Consider the following 20,187-nt stretch of genomic DNA (forward strand, 5'->3'; position numbering starts at 1 on the left):
CAATCACCCGCTAGTTGATTTTTCTAGGAGTGTTCATATCATTCTTGAAGCAATCTTTTTAATATGCCATAAACAGCTTTCGCTGAAATTAAAGCCGCTACTCTATGATAATTATCCCCTTTTTGTGAATCACCGTTATCTACTATAGCTTTAGCGCTAAAGTAACTTGGTTTGAATGGCGATTGCCTTGCAGCTTCATAAAGAGCATATGATTCCATTTCGAAAGCATTCTTTTTACGATGCTGGGTCGTAATTTTTTTGAGCATAGATTCATCAGCAATAACGGAGCTACCACTTGAAGTCGGAGCTAAATATATGTTAACGTCAAGGTTGCCTGATTCTCCAGGCATTTCAGGTCTGTTTAAAACAACACCTGATTTAATATCATCGATTAGGTCATTTTCTCTAATCAACTTATCTATTTTAAGCTGTATTTCATGATCTAAGGGCACTGAATAGCTTTCAGAAACAAATCCTTCACTAGTCCACTTCCCTGAATCATGCTGATCACATTGAGAAGGGATTACTATATCGTAGATATTTGCTCTTCCTTCAATTCCTGCGCAAATACCACTCATACAAATAACACGGGGTTCAAATAGATCAATAGCTCTAGCACTCACAATCGATGCATTGACAAGCCCCATCCTAGGCGGAACTATGATTAAACCCGTAGAGTCACCGATAGTGATTTCATTGCAAGACAACCCATGTTGTATAGTGATTTTTTTTGTAGTATAGCCTGCTTCAAAATATGCATCAGCTTCTTTCTGCAATGCGCATATAATAATAAAGTCGTATATTTCCTTAGGGGTACAAGTCAATATCTTCTTAATAAATGGCTCTTTCCAATCCTCCGAATATGGAGAGTAGGTTATTATATTTATATCATTTCTATTTAAAATTTGGTAGTTGCTTTCGGCAGAGTCTGTAAATTGCGTGATAGCAATTACAGGAGTTTTCAGATTTAACGACTCAAGACCTCTTGCCGCTTCAACAATATTCATTGTAACATCTTCCTCTGCTCTATTTTTAACAATAGGTAGAAGTAAATCAGTTACAAGTAGATCGTATTTCTCTTTATTTACGTATGCAACAAAATCTACAAATACACTACAAGTAGTAATTTCAACATCTGGATTGGCACTATTTATAACATCAACAATAGCATTTAATTTTTCTTGATTATCTTCTACAACTAGTATTTTCATATATTTTCCACAATTTTGTCTAATATGCTTTCCCAAGTATTTTTGTCTTCTTTGTACTCAATGCACGCAATCACTTCACAACCTAATTCTGATTTGAGTACTTTAGGTGCATCTTGAAGGTTATAGTAGATGTCAGCTATTTTAATATCTGGATATTGTGTTACGACTACACAAGGATCACGCCGGTTTAAGTAGTTCAGTTCTAGTAAGACATCAATACCACCAGTAAGCAAGGACATAGGAGAGCCTCCACCTATAACTGAAGGGTGGCTAGGGATTGCCATGTCAACTAATATTAGATCAAATTCTCTTTCGTTAACTATCTCTGTTGCTTCTGACAATGATCCGACAAGACTTATGCTGTAGGTTTCTTCTTGCCTATTAAAATAATTACTGAGGCTGTCAGCTTTGAAACTGTCATCTTCTATTATAAGAACATTCTTCATAAGTAGCCCAACCTGTATATCATTTCAATGCATACTTTGCGATTCTCGCACTTGACTTTCAAGATTTTGAAGCATTTGTCATACTTCTGTAAGTGATACAACTTTTTTATACCGCTTGTTCTTTCATGCAATTGAGCATCGTCAATGGATGTATCATCAGCAATCATCAACCTATTATTTACATCACATTCACACTCTTCGTCCAGTATTTCAGAAGTAAAAATAACCTTCGCAAACTGACTTAGCTCATCTTGATCAATTAAAAAATGGCGGCTTATACACCCCAAAGGCTTTCCGTGCTTAGCTGCATTAAAAACAATTACGTATAAAGCGTCATATAGTACATGGTACGAGCCACCAACCAACTCAACATCTTCTGCTTCATCAAAATGAGTATCAGGATTAAAGCTTGAATAACTTTGCTGAACTTCTGCTACGACAGCTTTGTAGAGTAAGTTTAACGATGCTTTAGGAGACACACTTTGAGGTTTTTTAAACCATCCATACATCTCACTTAACTTCTCGTTCACCAACCGATGCACTTCTCTACTGAAAGCGGCTAATCGCTGTTCATCAATTCGACACAGGTTAAACTTTCGTTTAATATCGTTTAATGCATCTAAGTCGATTAAGTCAGATTTTCTACTTTTCAAATAGTTATTTACTGAGCGCATATCAATCTCAGCAAGACGCCAGCAATACTCGTTAATAAGCAGTAATGAGTTATAAGAATTTTCGTTTAGTTCAAAATCGCCATAAATATTTTTCAGACAACCATTTAAAACTTCTAATTTGTTCTGACCACTTATCTCTGGATCTAGAAACCCTTCAAACTTACTATTGCTCTTGATGTGCAATTTATCACGAACTATCAAATCGACTTCTTTTTCGTAATCATTTTTAAGGTTCATCCATAGAGGAGCAATAACGGTATCACTGATAACATCTGAGTATTGCTTGCTTATCGAATTGACTACACTGTGGTACAAGTGACCTTTGAAAGTGCCGTGTCTTAGTCTTCGTCCCAAGTAAGAAGCAATACCAAATAGATTGTTGGAACAAAACTCTCCATAACACTTTGAAATGATATGGGTTATCTGAATCTCTCCAGGATTTCCGTCAACTGCACTATGTTTAATCAGCGTTAATGCAGTAGTGAGATCCTGAGCTATTTCATCTTGCATCCAATCGAGGAACTTCTGCGTATCAACATAAATTCGATTGTCATCCAACTCGTTCTTAACTAAGTTTATTCGATGGTCGATACGCAGGTTCTTAGCCCTAGTAATGTAGTTACGATCTCCTGTTACTTCTCCCATCCAGTCGTGAAGAGCCGCCCGAGTTTCTGTAATTTGCTCCGTTGAAGTAATTATGTGGCTGAGCTTTGAAATAAAGTCCTCTGTACAAATATCATACATGTAAGAAGCCACTGTTTGTGATTTTTTCGATATTTCACGCACAAATGAAATCAGGTCCGAATTGTAATGTTTTCTTAAGTGATTTTGCAGTGTTCTTCGCAACATGAAGTTATCAGCATCATTTTTACTTCTTTTGATTACTAGAGAAAGCAGAATGATTTTGGCGAGTTCACTGGTAGCAGATAAAATCATTACTTTGAAATATTCTACGTTAATTGTTCTCCCTAAATCTCTTGTATTCTCCATAATCCTAATGAGTACCTCGTCCGGTAAGATAACTTCTCCTTTGGATACGTGGACAGACAAATTAAACAGGGCGGAATTAGCAATAAGAGAGTTACCTTTAAACACCTCCTTACCATTTATTTTCACGTTTTCCTGAGTAATATTTTCAATGACCGGAACTTGAAAATTAAGAATAATTCTATTTAAGACCTTATCATTAAGTTCAAAGTAGTTAGCATCACTAGCATCATTGAAGTGATCAAAGAAATACCGATATTCTACAACATCGGCGTTTTCAAGCCATGCACTGCTTCGTTGAAAGAATACATCTTCAGGATCATCATATGCATTATATATCTTAGCAATTTCATGAATTGATTGAATTGCTCCATCGATACTATTAAAGAGATTTTTAATATGTGGGTAACTTGAAACTTCGAAAAAATCACTATTTACTTTTGCAATCATGATGGCATCAACTAGAGATGATTGCAGGCAGCTCTGAATTAAATTTGATAAATCATTTTCGTCTTTAGCGTGAGGATGAAAACCTATTCTAAGAATATCTCTAGTAAATCGGTTATAGTCACCTAAATTTTTTGTAGACATAACCGAACGCTTAACACTCAAATAATCTTGCTCTTCCCGATAGCAATATAACAAGCTATTTAAAATATTACTTCCGAGCCCATAAGCAGATAAGATTTTCTGTAGTTCAGTAAGCTCATCTGATTCGTTAATAGCTCTAATTAACAAGCCTTTCCTTAAAATCGCATGACTATAACCATACTGCCCTATAGCTTTTTTGATTAGTTGTACTGCACGACTACTGTTATTATTCAGAATTGCATTATTAATTGAGTTTATATCATGAAAGAAATTAGATAGCTTATCGTAGTTATGCTTAATTGCGATATCAAGATATTCCAAGATATTAGATAACTTAATACTTTCTAGTCGTACAAATTTTTCAGTAACTATCGGTTGATTAGGAAACAAAGAGGGAAGGATATTTCCATTAAAAGATAACTTTCTAATAGCGCTTTCTGCAAGGTAGAGTTCTGACATGCTACACTTTAACCGAAGGTTATTCATCAGACCAAAAGCCTCTTTGTCTCCAGCGCTAATGATGGCCCTAACCTTGTTTCTTAAGGGAGTTTTTAGTTTTTGCAGTTCATCCCCAATATTACGTTTTCTAATGATAGGTAAAATAATCACTTAATATTCTCATTATTGTCGAACATTCACCCTAATTGGTGAGCTTTATATTTTTCTATAAGTCATAGAGAAGTAATCAAGTATTGCTCATATCAAGAAATACATTTTCCCAACAGTTCAGCAAAACTTGCTGTTGGGATGTTTGATACACAAGCAATAGGCAACCACACACTATGACACATTGATACCTGAATTCTACAGCTAGTACAAAGTTTAGATTGTGAAGATTATCTATAAGCTGTAACCTTCTATAGAGAAATCACTCTCCCCCAAATGCCTCTCTAACATCCTTGGTATACCGACATCGAGGATAAGAAGAACAACCGTAAAACTGATTGCCTTTGCTCTGCCCTCTTTTCGCGGTTCGCATGACCAACGGCGCATGACAACTTGGACAAAGCGGAGTGGCGTTTTGGGGTGGTGTCACTTCCAAGGTTTTCTCTGTCGGTCGATTGCGTACTTGTTCAATCATATGAACTAGCTCACCGCCATTGATTAGCCACAGGCGCTTATCAAGCGCATACTTGATTGCCTCTGAGGTAAAGTCACCTGATGTCACTATAATCATTTGGCTTGCATTGTGTTCAATCATCACGGCGTACATTTCGCGTAAGATTTGGATCCCTACCTTGCGAGCCTTCCAGTGTTTGCACTGGACGAGTGTTAATTGGCCGTCTTTTCTCATCCAGATGTCCACGCCACCATCCGGCTTTTGCGAGAACGTTTGTTTGACTTCATAGCCCTGTTGTTTGAAAAACTCGCCGATATAGCTTTCAAACTCCAACCATGACAACTTGTTTAGAGCGGCGGTCGTGCCTTGGTTGGCTATCTCAAAGGTTGTGGTCGCAAACTGGCGCTGTCGGCTTAATTGCTTGAAGAGTGCAAAAGGAGCAGGAATCAGGAGAGTAAACGCGACATAGGGCGCGAGTATTGGCAGGTTTGGCGCAATAGCACTAAAAATAAAATTCTCTGAGCTCATGGCTAACGCAGGTAACACAAAGCTCAAGCCGATATAGGCTATCGCTGCGAAAAGCACACTGACCCACCACGGGGCATCCATAAGATGCCATAAAAGCCCATCGTTCTTTCTTGCCATACTGTTTTTTTATTCATTGATTTGATATGAGCATTAGACCATATCAACTTTACGCTTGCTTTGACTTATCGCTCACTTCACTTTCTAGACATCAAAAATACAGTTATTCACAGAACTCCAAGTTAAAAAGCGTGACGCATATTAGGTTCGATGCGCCACTTAAACAGACGAGTGATGATTTCACGCCCTTCAATGGCCACCCCTTTCAATGATCTAACCAACTCGTTGGCAACAGTAAAGCGTGGTTTTGATAACACCTGTCTCCGTGTCGATTGAGAGCGCATAGTGCGGTTTAAACACTTGCGCTTTGCGTGTGCTGAACACACCGCCCATGCGTTGTGTGAATCGCTTCCAGTCGCCTTTGTCTGCCGCTTCGACAATCTCTTTTGCCAATTCGGGTAAATCTTGCATTTCTTTGAGACGGCGCAGCTCTCGCCATACTGTCACAGAGCAGCCGCCGAGCTGTTGAAACTGACGAATACCCCAACAGGAGGCCCACGCGTCCACTCTTGCAGCGGCGTCTTTCGGGTCTTCCCCGTAAACCCCACAATCTAGGTCGCTGCCGTCAATGTTTTTCGAGATGTATTTTGCAATGTATCCGGTCGCGCTGCCTTTTGTGGGGTCGATTTTCACTTCGGTAAAACGATGCTCCATTGCGCCCTTTTCCTCTCCCTCTTCGCGCATGGCGTAATCACGCATGGTTTGCACCATCAGGTCATAGTGTTTGGGCTCAACAAACAGCAGCAAATGCCAGTGCGGTGTGCCGTCATGTTGCGGCTCTGCTACACGAAAACCGTAGAAACGCACACCCAAGCGATTGAGTGTTGAGCGCATCAGTTTCCAAATGTCATTCAGGTAGGTTTGCCCGTCTAACGGGGTATGCCCTGCCCATTTGGGGTTTACCTGTCCCGATGTGGAGTAACTGCGATGGTACTTTGACGGACAGGTAATGGTGAGAAAGGTTGCTACATGACCAAGCTCTTTGGCTAGGTCTTCAAAGCCTCTGGCTCTGACCATCAGCTCACCTTTGCGAATAGTCGGGTCGGAAACGCCTTTTTGTGACAGTTCCAGTAAAGAGAACGACTGCCCTAGCTCATTGGTGGCGATGGTGTTTTCTAAATACGCCTTTTGATAGGCTTTCTGGTGACGCCTTGCTATCAGTGTGGGCATAGAGCAATAAAGGCTTTTGTGTTTGTTCACTTGGTTGAGGTGATGCAATACCAGCTCAGTGTTACGTCGTAACGCCTTGCGTAATCCGCGCAGCCACCATTTGCGGTCACTGTATCGAGCCACTTCACCTCTAAGTGAATATTGCCCCTCATAGGGCGTTAACCCTTTTTGGGCAACAAACTCACGCAGCACGCCCAAGGTTCGCTCGTCATTGCGAAAACGGCGGCGGCGCTCTAGCACTTCCGCAGCGTGCGCTTTGGCTTTTGCGCGCAAGTCTTCTTCACTGATATTGAGCGTTATCTTGTCAATCGGCAGCGACAATTTGGCCGCAATAGAATCGACCGTGGTTCTAAGGTAGGTATTGCGCTCAAACTTGGTTGGATAGCTCAGGTATTCTTTAAGTAGCAAACGCTGAATGACGTCCGGAAATGGCAAAAGCCTTTGCTGAACAAAGGCTCTGTCGTCACGGTCAATGCAAGAAAGGTCGAGAGTGGTCATTGAATGCCCTTCCCCTTTTCAGTGATGTAGAAGACATCCCAACGCAAACCGAAGAACTGTTGGGAGGTGTAGCGGATAAGCCCCTCTCTAATCAGTTTGTGAATGGCTTTGTGATGCACTGACCTGCTCCCCTTAATCTAGTCCAGTCTACACTTAGTAATGTTCATCCAACCAAGGAGATGATGAACATGAAAAAGCGATTCAATGAACAACAAATCATTGCCATTTTAAAGGAAGCGGAAGCAGGTATCCCCGCCAGAGAGCTTTGCCGCAAGCATGGGATATCGGATGCGACGTTTTACACATGGCGCAAAAAATACTCAGGACTGGATGTCTCTGAAGCCCGTCGCCTTAAGGCACTGGAAGACGAGAACGCTCGGCTCAAAAAGCTGCTGGCTGAGACACTGCTGGATGCAGAAGCACTTAAAATCGCTCTTAGCCAAAAGTACTGACCGTCGAGGACAAGCGCAAGGCTGTTAAAGTCATTCAGAAAAGCACCCAGCTTTCAGAACGCAGAGCCTGTCTACTCGTCGGTATTCAACGCGCGTCACTGCGATATCAACCTCAAGCTAATCGCGAGGATGATAAGCTTCAGGCTCGTATAAAAGAGCTGGCATTGGAACGACGTCGATTCGGTTATCGTCGGATCCATCGCCTTCTGAGGCGAGAAGGTTTTGATGTTAACCATAAGCGAGTTTATCGCTTGTACTGCGAATTAGGCTTAACGGTCAGCAAACGGAGACGTAGAAAATCACAGTGTGTTGAGCGAGAGCCTCTCTTGCTTCCTTCAGTACCAAATCACACTTGGTCGATGGACTTTGTGATGGATGCGCTCAGTAACGGCAGACGGATTAAATGCCTGACGATTGTGGATGATTACACAAAGGAGTGCCTAGATATTCCTGTTGCTACGGGGATCTCGGGAGATGAAGTCGTGATCACGCTGGAGTCTATCGCTGCGTTTCGCGGTTATCCAGCATCGATACGAACGGATCAAGGCCCAGAATTTACAGGGAAAGCGCTCGACCAATGGGCTTATCAGCATGGTGTGATTTTAAAAGTAATCCAGGCAGGAAAACCGACACAAAATGCTTATATTGAAAGTTTTAATGGTAAGTTCAGAGATGAATGTTTAAACGAGCACTGGTTTAGGGATTTGAGTCATGCTCGTGACCTAATCAGCCTCTGGCGAATGGATTACAATGAAAATCGCCCCCACTCAGCTCTAGGTTACTTAACTCCTTCTGAGTTTGCAGCGACAACAAGAACGGCACGAAACAGTGGTAATTTAACAAGCATTACTAATGAAGTTTTGGATTAGTTCTCGGGGGCAGGTCAGCACCTGTATCGGTAAACGGGATTTCGGTTGCACATCGCCATTGTGGGGACAGTAATCCGAGCACACCTGAAAGGTGCGCCCTGTTCTCATCCATTTCAGTAGCGTGATTTGTTCTGGTGTTAAGTTAACCATGTAGCCACCCTCCTTGAGAAAGGTGGTTAAGTTTGGTTTGGCTATCAAGCCAAGCGTCTAGGTCTTCTTTGAGGTAGCGAACCGCACGACCAATTTTAATGAAGGGTGGCGCGAGGGTGCGGTTTTTACGCTGCCCTTCCATACGGGCCTGACGTAAGAAAGAACGGCTCATGCCAATGTAAATCGAGGTTTCTTGCTCTGTGTATGCACGTTTATCAAGTGTTTTCATATGTGTGTCACCTACTTTGTTGTTTAGGAAGTGACATTGAAACTACACAGTTTAAAAAAGGGATTTGAAATCGGATTTAGAATCGCGTGTTTCGATTTGCGAAGACAATCACAAAACACCCTTTTGAGGGCTCCAAAAAGCACCACATCAGCATAAAAAACCAAATAGATTGTAGATTGCAGACGTTTTTCTAAATCATGTTTACAATGTTTCTAAATAAAATCCCCGAAAACACCAAATTCAATAGAGCAACATTCTAAAAAGCACCTCGCATTTAACCGATGAGGTTCACCGCGCTGGCCTTATGTTCGGGGGCCAGATGCGCATAGCGCAGCGTCATTTTTAAATCCGCATGACCCAACAGCTCACGAACCACGTTCAAATCCGCTTCTTTCATCACCAACTTACTGGCGAAGTGGTGGCGCAAGTCGTGAAAACGGAAGTTCTCGATCCCCGCCTCTTTGAGTAACGACTCCCACTGGTATTGATAGGAGTCGAGCGGCTTGCCATTTCGCTCAAACACCAATTCGGTATCCGGATTTTGCTCATGCCAAGCCTGTAACATGGTATACACCGTGTTATTGAGTGGAATGGTGCGTTTGTTTTTCGATTTGGCATTCTCAGAGCGAATGGTCAAATACCTGTCTTCCATGTTGATGTGTGACCACTTAAGCGACAACATTTCGCCTTTGCGCATACCTGTATTGAGTGCCAGTACAATCAACGGCTCTAAGAAATCCACATAGCGCTGTGACACTAGCCTTTGGGCGCGCTTACCATACCTTTGCAATGCTTCGTCTTTTAAACGCACATCACGCGCATTCAGGCTATCCAGCAAGGCCGCTTCTTCACTCACCGACAGGTAACGAATCCGCTTGTTATCAATGCGAGGGATTTTCACATTATCAAGAGAGTGAGAATCGATAAAACCCCACTCCACCGCTCGATTAAATACCGCTCTTAAGCGGTTATAGGCATAGGAAATAGTGGCGGGGGCGCGACCTGCTTTGCTTCGTTCGGCCACCCACTGCTGAATGTCCCAAGCGGTAATATCGACCAGTGGCTTAGTGGATAAATGTTTGAAGTTGCTTTGAATGCACATCAACGACTTTTGCGCCGTTTTTGCATTAATCGACATGAGATAGGCGGAATAATGTTCCTCTAGGAATTTACTCAGTGTCAGGCTGTTGCGCTGCTCTCGCTTTTTGGCTTCATGGCGAGTGACTTGAACATCTTCCCCTGCCGCGACTTGCCCTGCTTTTTCTTTGGCTAAGTCTCGCGCTTGCGCTGGCGTTAAAGCATTAGCTGAACCGAGCAAGAAATTGCGCTGCTTACCGTGAATTCGATAGTAGAGGTAATACTTAACCACCCCTTTGGGGGAAATCCGCGCATGAAATCCGCTGATTTCCGTGTCGTTCAATCGCTCGTCCGCGATGGTGAGATTTTTGATAGAGCTGGCGGTAATTTTCTGCTTGATAGCCATGACACGGATTCCCTGTGTAGCGATTATGTAGCAGAATTATTGTATACACAGGCATTTAAATGAACAACAATAAACAACCAATCAATAGTTAAGACATTGATTTAGATTACATTAAATATCTTTTCTGTTCTTTGTTGTTTACCGAGTAACACACGCCAATCCCAGCGTTAAGGGGTAATTGCCGTATAAACCAACCTCCCGCAGACCACTTTCCCCCCCCAAACTCACTGCAAACTAAAAATGCCACGCGGCATGAATCCCTCTTGAACGCTTTGTTATTCGCTTGTTCCACGGTTCAATCTGCCTATTGCAGCACGTAATTTGGTCACTTTAAGCTCTGTGAGTATCACTATGACGAAACTCAACACAGAAAATGTTACTAGGACAAAGTCTAATAAATTACCGCCACTAGCTTGATTGATGCCGTATAAACCAAACAGCAAAAAGAAACTAGCTAATATCGATAGTACTGTGTCATTCGTTTTAATTTTGTACTTATCGGCAGCTATATCTTTGCTTATTGATACAAAATTCGAAAGCCCTTCGAGCTTAACTACAATTTTGCTGTTTCTAAGCTTGGCGTTGAAACCATCGCTCTGTAATACCCCTACTAAATCATCCATAATTGCTGTCTCCATTTCTATTTTGGCGCATAACGCCCGCTTAAGTGGTGAGCAACACTACCACGAAACTTGCTTATTGCACCGTAAACACAAAAGCCAATTAAAACCAAAACCGCCGAGCGTTGCGAATCCGTCTTAAAGCGTTTGTTATGTGCCTTTATCTGCTATATGTGTAAAGTACACATTTATAACTGCGGAAATAAACAATAGAAATGCGATGGTTTGCTGAATGCGAGCCATCCTAATACTGTCACGGTGCTTTCGTTCCTCTCTTTGATATGCCGAAAGTGTATTCAGAGCCTGTGGGTTCACAGTTATGTTAGACAGATAGAGAACTTCATCTTTAAAACTAACATCTCCACTTTCTTGTAAGGCTAATAGTTTCCAGCGCAAGTCCATGTTATGGGTATAGTCAGTTCTTTTTTCCGAGCTGTTCCCATAGATTTCACGCTTTAGTGCATAGAAATTGACTTCATTTGACGCATCTCTATGTTTCAGAACCACACTTAATAATTCAAATTTTTCGTAATAACTAATCGTTTTTTTATCTCGACTTTGTTCGAAAAACCACTTAACACGATTAATACCAAGCACATTATAAATATAAGCACTAAGCAACGTTGTATACTCTAATTGCCATAAGCGATAATGATGTTTAATCAACAAGTCGTATTGAGACAGCTGAGAGAACGGTATCTTGTGAGTTTCAGCATCATCACTGTCAGGGTCTGGATAATGGAAAGTTAGGACATTTTCACCTTCAATTGATTCCAGATAATATTTCTTCGAATCCTTAGTCCAGATAAAGTACATATCGTTATTTTCCAATGACGATTTAGAGCCAAGATAAACCCGTTCTCTAGCTTTAAATTTAACTAAAGACTTTAGCAAAAATTTTTTGAACATAGTTCTCCTTTGACGCTTTGGCACATAACAGCTTATTCGTGCGCATGCGCGTTTACCTTGTTGGACCAGTGAAAACGCCCACAGTTAACTATTTGTATGTAATGAACTTATCAGCATTTTGCTAAATTCACCATCTGGAAAAACGCGCATGTGCGTTTCCCAAACCTATTATCTACCCCATAGGTTTTATAATTGCATGATTTTAATAAAATTTTCTCATATTGAAATGTGAAAACACGCACGAAGTTGGGATGTGATCGTCATGATTTCAATATGACTGTATGCCGGTCCAGCTTTTAGGCATTTCAAAGAATTGCAAAATTTAAGTAAATTGGATGAAAACTCCTAGGCGAGAAAGTCTGGGTTTGACTGCGCCACAGACAATGGGTCAACTCGCTTTGGGGCATAACCAAGCCAACACTAACCTCGCTATCTTAGGGCAACAAAAATGAGTTGCAGAAGCCGATGTAGTGAGTAATCGATGTGTCGCCACGCGCGTACTTTGCGATGGCCTATTCAACACCAAGAATAAAAAAAGCGAACCCGAAGGTTCGCTTAAGCATCGTCAGAGTGTGGAGCAAACTAAACGATTACAACATCGCGACTGATTGTTGAGCAATCACGAATTCTTCATTGGTTGGAATGACCATAGCGATAGCGTTCATCATATCGGACTTCGCGACAATACCGGCATTACCAAAACGTGCGTCTTCGTTGCCTTTTGCATCTTCAACGAAACCGAACACGGATAGATAGTTCAGGATTTCGCGGCGGATTGGCAGCGAGTTCTCACCGATGCCCCCAGTGAAAATGATGCCATCCACACGACCCAGCGGGATCATGTAAGAGGCAATGTATTTCGCAACGCGGTAGGTAAACACTTCAAACGCCAGTTTCGCGCCTTCGTGCCCCTGTTCCATCGCTTCCAGAACGCCACGCGCATCAGAAGTCAGGCCAGATACACCAAGGAAACCCGATTTTTTGTAGAGCGTTTCGAACACTTGTTCTTTGGTCCAGCCTTTCTTAAGCAGGAACTCGATGATGCCAGGGTCGATGTCGCCAGAACGGGTACCCATCATCAGGCCAGCTTGTGGGGTGAAGCCCATCGAGGTATCAACACTCTGACCATCGCGGATGGCACAAACTGACGCACCGTTGCCCAGGTGAACTGAAATCACGTTGGTGTCGTTGACGTCTTTGCCGAGCATCTTGGCGGCTTCGCGGCTTACGTAGTAGTGGCTGGTACCATGGAAACCGTAACGGCGGATAGCGTACTGTTTGTACAGTTCAGTCGGGATTGCACCGCTGTACGCTTTTTTCGGCATGGTTTGGTGGAATGCGGTATCGAACACAGCAAACTGTGGCAGCGTCGGGAATGCTTTAACCGCAGCACGGATACCTTTCACGTGTGCCGGGTTGTGCAACGGCGCCAGGTCAGCCAGTTGTTCAATTTCGTCGATTACGTTGTCGTCAATGCGCACGGTGGACGTGAAGTGCTCACCACCGTGAACGATACGGTGACCTACAGCCACGATGTCGTTGGTAAAGCCAAGGGTATCAACCAGTTTTACAATGCGGTCTACCGCGTACTGGTGATGGTTTTCTGGGGTACTAATGGCTTCTTCGGTTTTCTGACCCTGATATTTCCAGCTGATGACCGCTTCCGGCAAACCAAAACATTCGCCAAGACCCGACACCAAAGCATCACCGCTCTTTGAATCAATGACTGCGAATTTAAGTGAGGAGCTACCTGAGTTGATGACCAACACATACGAGTTCGACATGGGGTTGTATCCTGTTTCCGACTGAGAGTTCGAAGCCTGCGCTTCTCCATTTACAGACTCCCATTATTCAATAATTTTTGAATCTTTCAACTTTGTTTTAGTCTTTTATGTGATGGAAACGTTTTTTTGTTGATCTTTGACAATGATTGATTTTTTTTGAGGTTGGAAATATTTCCATCAATCACAGTTCAGTGAATAAAAAAGAGCTCCGTCATTGCTGAAGGAGCCCTTGTTGCCTAGCTTAGCTGATGTTGTTATGAATAATATTTTGTATTTTATGCAACCAGAATCTCATTCCAGTCGAGTGTGATCGGTTCACGACGCGCGAACATGACAATGTGTTCATTGATGATCGACTGCTGCACGGCGACTTTCTCGGCACTGTCACTCTGGCAGACGAAGATCAGGCGCTGCTGTTCATCATCAAGTGAAAGCGTTGTCACACCGGATGGAAATTCCACGCGGCCTTGTACTTCATCCCAGCTGGCCGGCACTTTACGGGCAAAGTGACGACACAAGGTGACAAGGTATTTGGCGACATGTTCAGAACGTAATTCGGCTTTAGATTGGTATTGCATAAAATATCCTTGATGTTGCCCGCCTCGCAGCGGGCAAAAGGGTTAGAACTGGTAAGATGCGGAAATCTTGAAGCTGCGACCCGGTTCGTAATCATCCATGGCACCTGCGCGGGCATTCGCGCCAGTGCGTGATGCGTGTGATACGTACAGTTCGTCAAAGATGTTGTCGATACCGAAGGTTACCGTCAGGTCAGGCACGGCGTAAGGCATCCACTGCGCATACAGGTTGTGCGTGTCATACCCTTCTTTCTTATCGCTGTTCTCTTCCACATTGGTTTCATCCAGCACCACGATTGACGTCCAGCCAAACAAGGTATCGATTGAATCCACGTGATAGCCCAGGTTCAGAGCAATGCTGTCGCCCATGTCGGCGCTGCGGCCGTTGGCATCCAGCATCGGACCGCCGGTTGATTTGTCTTCGGTGTCTGAACGTGAGTAAGACAGGCGAGAGCTGAACGCTTGGTATGCGTAGGTCGCACTCACTTCAAAACCTTTAATCACTACATCACCTGTATTTTCAAAGCGATAGCCGTCTACCGCGCTATCCCAGGTTTGCATAATGTAATCGTCGATTTCGGTGCGGAATACCGTCAGGTTCGCAGCCACAAAGTGATCATCAATGCGCTTGTCAAAGCGTACACCACCCTGAGTGTTCAGACCGGTTTCTGCTTTGATGTCATCCGCCAAATAAGATGTCTGTTGATACATCACGAAGGTTTCCAACAGCTCAGGCGCTTTAAACAGCGAGCGAGCATTGGCAAACAGCGTCCAGTCTGAATTCACTGCCCATTCGGTGCCCAGAGACCAGGTCACGTCATCGAAGTTGTTGGTTTCATTCACCGCTTTGCGCTTCACGTCGTCGTAACGCAGACCAGCGGTAATGTTCCAGCTCTCGGTCAGTGACAGGGTGTTCTCAGCAAAAATAGCGTTCGACAGGCGAGATTCATCCATGTAAGACGAACCGGCGTAAGAGCTCTTACTGGTTTGATCGACGACATCGGCACCGTAGACCACGCGGTTGTCCAGGTTCAGCAATTGGTAATCCGACTGGAACTTCGCGTTCAGACCCACGTTACGGTTGGTCGCCGTATTGGTATCTTTCGGACGCGGCCAACGACCGGTCACTTTGCTTTCGTCACGTTCGATTTCGGTTTCGCTGCTGTAAAGCGTTACCGTACCGCTGTGTTTCTCTTTGGTCAGTTTGTATGATGCAGTGACAGTGTCACGGTTGTATTTGGTTGGCAGCAGGTCATCAGCAGTCAGGTTGGTGTTCGCTGAACCGTTCATGTCCGGGCGCGGGCTGTAATCGCCTTCATCGCGATACAGGTCATACGCCAGTTGGAAACGGTGGCCGGCCGCTGGTTCATAACCCACTTTACCCAGAATATTGTAGGTATCGCCTTTAACGCCAAAGGTTTCATCGCCATTGCCGTCTTCAAAATTGTCACGAGCAATGCCTTGTGCGTACAACATGGCATCAACATCGTCGCTCAGCTGACCATAAACGGTTACCGAACCTTGCTCGCTGGCGTTCGAGTTGTAGCCGCCAAAAACGCGTACACCGAATTGTTCGTCACCGCGCAGCAGATCTTTCGCGTTCTTGGTTTCAAAATACACCGCACCGCCAAGACCACTTTGCGTCACCGAGTTGTTACCAACCTGAATATCGGCCGATTTCAGAATGTCTGGGTTAAGAGTCAGGTTGCCGATGTGGTGGAACATGTTGGCGTGTTGTGAAGCACCATCAAGACTAATATCCAGGTCCGTTTCGTTCAGACCACGAATGTTGATACGCTGGTTGACTGAATGTGTGCCGCCGACATCCACACCAGGAATATCACGCAGCAGGTCGGACATATGGTCAGCCTGCTTAACTGACAGATCATCCGTACCCAGAGATTCTGAGCTACTGGACACTTTGGTTCCCCACACCACAACATTGTCGGTCTGAGTCTCTTCTTGCTGGGCAAAAGCCATATTGCTCAGCGCCGCACTGATCGCCAAACATACCACTGACTTGTGAATAGAACGCATTTTCTTACATTCCTTATATTTTAGTTATGAAAATACAAATGATAATAATTCGCAAGCATGGTAGAGTGACGCACTCAGAATGAGAAGATGAATAGGTTATGCAAAATCGCATAACGCTTATGAGAAATAACCGTATGTCACTCAGTCAACGTCAGGAAATGATTCCGAAAAAGGTCACGATGACCCGAAAACTGCAGCAGGATGATAAGCAGATTATTATTAGCCACGGCCAGCGACAGGCGGCCGCACTGGCAGAAGGATCGTACATCAATTACGCCAACGAAGGCGCATTTATGCTGCATGGCGGAATAAGCCACGAGCTGACGAACTCCAATGTGGTCGCCACGACGCCTGCATCGGTCATCATCACGCTGCTGCTTGAGGGCAGTTTGATTTTTGGCTATGACGATTTGGAGTTTAATTTAGAGGCGAGCAAGCAGGCTCAGGGCGTGATTGTCAATTTCACTCAGCCAGCGAGCTTTCGCCGCCGTCTGCAAAAGGACAATCACGTCGTTAAACTCAACATCATTCTGGATCAGGCGTGGCTGAGTAAACGCATTCGCAAGCCCTGCCCGCTAACGCAGTTTATCCAGCAAGACAAAGCGTTTTGCCATCTGACATTAAGTGAAGAGATGGTGAGCGGCGTACGCCGAATACTGGCAACGCCCAAACCGCAGACTCTGTTAGAAACCTTGCACCTTGAGCACGCCGCGATTGATTTGGTGCTCAAAACGGTTGAACAACTTGAGCCACTCAATCACGAACAAACGACCAGCGAGGCTCGCAGTTACTGTTCACAAATGGGACAGATCGTGCATTTTCTCGATCAGCACCTTTATGAGGAGTTATCGCTCGACGCATTGGCACAGCAAATGGCGATGAGCACGTCAAATCTGCAACGCAAATTCAAGCAGCAGATGGGCATGACGGTGGCGAACTATGTGCGCCAGCGACGCCTCAATAACGCGCGCCAGCAGTTGGAGCGGGGCTACGTCACCATTACCGAAGCGGCGTATGAAGCGGGCTATCATCACCCGTCCAACTTTACCGCGGCATTTAAAAAAGCCTTTGGTCAATCACCGCAGGCTTTTATGGCAAAGCAATCGGATTAATCGGGCATCAGTGCGTGTGATACAGACACATGCGCTTGCCTTCAATCTCAAGCACGCGGAACGGCGTTTCGTAGATATCGCCCAAAACCTCTTCCCGTATCACCTCTTCCACACTGCCCGTCGCCACCACTTTGCCTTTCTTCAGCGCAATAATGCAATCGGAATAGCACGACGCAAAGTTGATGTCGTGAATCACCACGACGACCGCTTTATTGAGCTCGTGCGCCAAGCGTTGAATCGTCGCCATGATTTGCAACGAGTGTTTGATGTCGAGGTTATTAAGCGGCTCATCCAGGAACACATAGTCGGTATCTTGGGCAATCACCATGGCAATGAACGCCAACTGACGCTGACCGCCACTCAGCTCATCCAGATACTTGTTCTGAATGCTCTGCAGATCGAGATACTCAATCGACTGGTCGATCACTTGCTGATCACGCGCATCCAGTTTGCCCTGCGAATAAGGAAAACGGCCGAATGAGACCAGCTCTCGCACTGTGAAACGCATCGTCAGCGTGTTGGCCTGACGCAGCACCGACAGCTTTTTCGCCAGCGCTTTGGTGTCCCAGTCCACCAGCTCTTTGCTGTCGATCCATACTTTACCTTCATCGCGATTCACCAGTCGGCTTGCCATTGAGAGCAGCGTACTTTTACCCGCGCCGTTGGGCCCGATGATTGACGTCACCTTACCTTTTTCGAACTCAGCACTGGCGTCTTTCACCACCGCTTGTTGCCCAAATATTTTCGTCAGTTTATCGAGTTGAATCATTGCTAGACCACTTTGTTACGAATCAGAAGAGAAAGGAAATAGATGCCACCAACAAAGTTGATGATGACGCTGAGTGTGGTGCCAAAATGGAACACTTTTTCGACGATCCACTGCCCTGCCAGCAGCGCAAACACCGACATCGCCGAACAGGCAATCAGCAGCACGCGATGCTGATAGGATTTAAACCATTCGCGCGTCAGGTTGGTGACCAGAATGCCAAAGAACATAATCGGACCAATCAGTGCGGTGGAAATCGAGATCAGCACCGCGCTCAACATCAACACATTACGCGTAGTTTTACGCACATCCACCCCGAGACTGACGGCGTTATCGTTGTCCAACCAAAACACATCCAGCACGCGGTGCATGCGAAACAGCAGATACGCGACCAACAGTAGTAATGGCGCAACAAAATAAACCAGGCTGACTTTGACGTTGTTGAAGCTGGCAAACATGTTCGCCTGCACCGACGCAAAATCGTTCGGGTCCATCAGCATGATGAGGAAAGATGCGATGTTGGAGAACAACTGCCCCAGAATCACGCCCAGCAGCAACAACGCAATCAGGTTGCGCTTCTCTTTGCTGAAATAGAACGTAAACAGAACAGTCGAAAAGCCCAGCATCGCCGCAACCGACAACGAGAAGTTGAGGTACGCGTTCATCGCAAAGCTGCTCAGGCCGCCAAACAGCGCCACAATCCCCACCTGTACAAACAGATACAAGGAATCAAAACCCATGATGCTCGGCGTCAGAATGCGGTTGTGGGTGATGGTTTGAAATGCCAGCGACGACTGCGCAATCGCAATACCCGCCAGCACAATTGCCAGCACTTTCGGCACGCGGCGCGACAAGAAATACTGATAGTTGTCCGGCGTCAGGCCGACACCGATGAATGCAGCGGCAAACACCATCGCCAGCACAATCAGCAGTGTGAGTTTGAGTTTATCGTGCATGGCGCTGGCCTCGCAGAATCAGCGCAATAAACGCCACACCACCAAAAATACTGATGATCATAGAAATCGGAACTTCATACGGGAAGATAATCACGCGGCCAATCAGGTCGCACAGCAGCACCAACAACGCGCCGAAAATGGCGGTACGCGGAATGTTGAGTCTCAGGTTGTCGCCGTAGTAATAGCTCACTACGTTCGGCACAATCAGGCCCAGAAATGGCAGTTGACCGACAATCATCACCACCGTCGCCGACATCACTGACACCAGACACACCCCAATCACCAGCACCTGCTGATAATTGAGCCCCAGATTCACGGCAAAGTCTTTACCCATACCCACCGCAGAAATACGCGCTGCGTACAGGTAACTGAATATCGCCACGGGAACCGCGATATACAACAGCTCATAGTTGCCTTTAAGCAGGTTGGCGAAGTTGGCCACCGCCCAGCCCGACAGGTTCTGCACCGCGTCGTATTTGTAGGCGATAAACGTCGCCGCCGAACTGACGACATTACCGAAGATGATCCCGACCAGCGGCACAAAGATGGCGTTCTTAAACTGAATGCGCTGGATGAACTGGACGAAAATCAGCGTCCCCACCATAGCTACCGCAAAAATCAGCCACAGGTTATTGCCGTCACCAAAAATGACCAGACTTAACACATAGCCCAGCATCGCACACTCGATGGTGCCGGAGGTGGACGGCGCGGCAAAACGGTTCTGACTGATTTGCTGCATGATCAGGCCAGCGATACTTAACCCTGCACCGGCCAGTAATACCGCGAGAAGACGTGGAGCGCGGCTGGTGAACAGCAGGTTCCAGCTATTGGCATCGCCATTCATCAGGGCGATAAAAGACAAATCGCCCACCCCCACAAACAGTGAAGATAGGCTGATTAGCACAAAAACAAGCAATAATCTTTTCAAAACTAACCTCAGCTTGCTGGCTCACAGCCTGCTTC

The 20,187-nt window shown here is 45.0% G+C and carries 17 protein-coding genes; 2 read left to right on the plus strand and 15 right to left on the minus strand.

Annotated features, from left to right (window positions below):
• Positions 1-38: 38 nt before the first annotated feature.
• The 5 genes from DYA43_RS15400 to DYA43_RS15420 form a co-directional block, all read right to left on the minus strand.
• Positions 39-1,211 (minus strand): phosphorylase family protein, encoded by a 1,173-nt coding sequence (locus DYA43_RS15400; RefSeq protein WP_061055822.1) that lies wholly within the window; start codon positions 1,209-1,211, stop codon positions 39-41.
• Positions 1,208-1,657 carry a response regulator gene (locus DYA43_RS15405; RefSeq protein ID WP_061055823.1) on the minus strand — a complete coding sequence of 150 codons (450 nt, stop codon included), beginning with the start codon at positions 1,655-1,657 and terminating at the stop codon, positions 1,208-1,210. The genes DYA43_RS15400 and DYA43_RS15405 overlap by 4 nt, the downstream gene beginning before the upstream one ends.
• Positions 1,654-4,518, minus strand: a complete 2,865-nt coding sequence (locus DYA43_RS15410) for a hypothetical protein (protein WP_061055824.1) — start codon at positions 4,516-4,518, stop codon at positions 1,654-1,656. The genes DYA43_RS15405 and DYA43_RS15410 overlap by 4 nt, the downstream gene beginning before the upstream one ends.
• A gap of 259 nt (positions 4,519-4,777) precedes the next feature.
• Positions 4,778-5,614: a restriction endonuclease gene (locus tag DYA43_RS15415; RefSeq protein ID WP_061055825.1), complete on the minus strand. Its 837-nt coding sequence runs from the start codon at positions 5,612-5,614 to the stop codon at positions 4,778-4,780.
• A gap of 213 nt (positions 5,615-5,827) precedes the next feature.
• Positions 5,828-7,282 (minus strand): replication endonuclease, encoded by a 1,455-nt coding sequence (locus tag DYA43_RS15420; RefSeq protein ID WP_225869375.1) that lies wholly within the window; start codon positions 7,280-7,282, stop codon positions 5,828-5,830.
• Positions 7,283-7,470: 188 nt separating this feature from the next.
• Here DYA43_RS15420 and DYA43_RS15425 point away from each other — a divergent pair.
• A protein-coding gene (locus tag DYA43_RS15425; protein ID WP_370445993.1) for an IS3 family transposase occupies positions 7,471-8,603 on the plus strand; the annotation gives its coding sequence in 2 pieces (ribosomal slippage) (positions 7,471-7,723 and positions 7,723-8,603; 1,134 coding nt in all).
• Between the two features lie 142 nt (positions 8,604-8,745).
• On the opposite strand, the gene DYA43_RS15435 is transcribed toward DYA43_RS15425, so the two are convergent.
• From DYA43_RS15435 to DYA43_RS15470, 7 genes are all read right to left on the minus strand, one after another.
• Positions 8,746-8,982: a helix-turn-helix transcriptional regulator gene (locus DYA43_RS15435; protein WP_011080322.1), complete on the minus strand. Its 237-nt coding sequence runs from the start codon at positions 8,980-8,982 to the stop codon at positions 8,746-8,748.
• Positions 8,983-9,256: 274 nt separating this feature from the next.
• The gene (locus tag DYA43_RS15440; protein ID WP_061055826.1) at positions 9,257-10,465 is read right to left on the minus strand and encodes a site-specific integrase; all 1,209 of its coding nucleotides are present in this window, start codon (positions 10,463-10,465) and stop codon (positions 9,257-9,259) included.
• 275 nt (positions 10,466-10,740) lie between these two features.
• Complete coding sequence (locus DYA43_RS15450) at positions 10,741-11,088, minus strand: hypothetical protein (protein WP_061055827.1); 348 nt, start codon at positions 11,086-11,088, stop codon at positions 10,741-10,743.
• A gap of 147 nt (positions 11,089-11,235) precedes the next feature.
• The gene (locus DYA43_RS15455) at positions 11,236-11,994 is read right to left on the minus strand and encodes a hypothetical protein (RefSeq protein WP_061055828.1); all 759 of its coding nucleotides are present in this window, start codon (positions 11,992-11,994) and stop codon (positions 11,236-11,238) included.
• A 590-nt stretch (positions 11,995-12,584) separates the two neighbouring features.
• Positions 12,585-13,778: an acetate/propionate family kinase gene (locus tag DYA43_RS15460; RefSeq protein ID WP_020328211.1), complete on the minus strand. Its 1,194-nt coding sequence runs from the start codon at positions 13,776-13,778 to the stop codon at positions 12,585-12,587.
• 275 nt (positions 13,779-14,053) lie between these two features.
• Complete coding sequence (locus tag DYA43_RS15465) at positions 14,054-14,356, minus strand: DUF2218 domain-containing protein (RefSeq protein ID WP_020328210.1); 303 nt, start codon at positions 14,354-14,356, stop codon at positions 14,054-14,056.
• A gap of 42 nt (positions 14,357-14,398) precedes the next feature.
• A complete protein-coding gene (locus DYA43_RS15470; protein WP_061055829.1) occupies positions 14,399-16,390 on the minus strand; it encodes a TonB-dependent siderophore receptor in 1,992 nt (663 codons plus the stop codon).
• A gap of 134 nt (positions 16,391-16,524) precedes the next feature.
• On the opposite strand from DYA43_RS15470, the gene DYA43_RS15475 reads away from it, so the two are divergent.
• Positions 16,525-17,502: a helix-turn-helix transcriptional regulator gene (locus tag DYA43_RS15475; protein ID WP_225869376.1), complete on the plus strand. Its 978-nt coding sequence runs from the start codon at positions 16,525-16,527 to the stop codon at positions 17,500-17,502.
• A 7-nt stretch (positions 17,503-17,509) separates the two neighbouring features.
• Here DYA43_RS15475 and vctC read toward each other — a convergent pair whose 3' ends face one another.
• The 3 genes from vctC to vctD are packed head-to-tail and all read right to left on the minus strand — an operon-like array spanning position 17,510 to position 20,152.
• Entirely contained in the window at positions 17,510-18,271 is a 762-nt protein-coding gene (vctC, locus tag DYA43_RS15480; RefSeq protein ID WP_020328205.1) for an iron chelate ABC transporter ATP-binding protein VctC, read from the minus strand.
• Positions 18,272-18,273: 2 nt separating this feature from the next.
• Positions 18,274-19,224 (minus strand): iron chelate uptake ABC transporter permease subunit VctG, encoded by a 951-nt coding sequence (gene vctG, locus DYA43_RS15485; RefSeq protein WP_020328204.1) that lies wholly within the window; start codon positions 19,222-19,224, stop codon positions 18,274-18,276.
• Positions 19,214-20,152 (minus strand): iron chelate uptake ABC transporter permease subunit VctD, encoded by a 939-nt coding sequence (gene vctD / locus DYA43_RS15490; protein ID WP_024375265.1) that lies wholly within the window; start codon positions 20,150-20,152, stop codon positions 19,214-19,216. Before vctD ends, vctG begins: the two co-directional genes overlap by 11 nt.
• Positions 20,153-20,187: the final 35 nt, after the last annotated feature.

This window comes from Vibrio fluvialis (assembly GCF_900460245.1).
Taxonomy (GTDB): Bacteria; Pseudomonadota; Gammaproteobacteria; order Enterobacterales; family Vibrionaceae; genus Vibrio; species Vibrio fluvialis.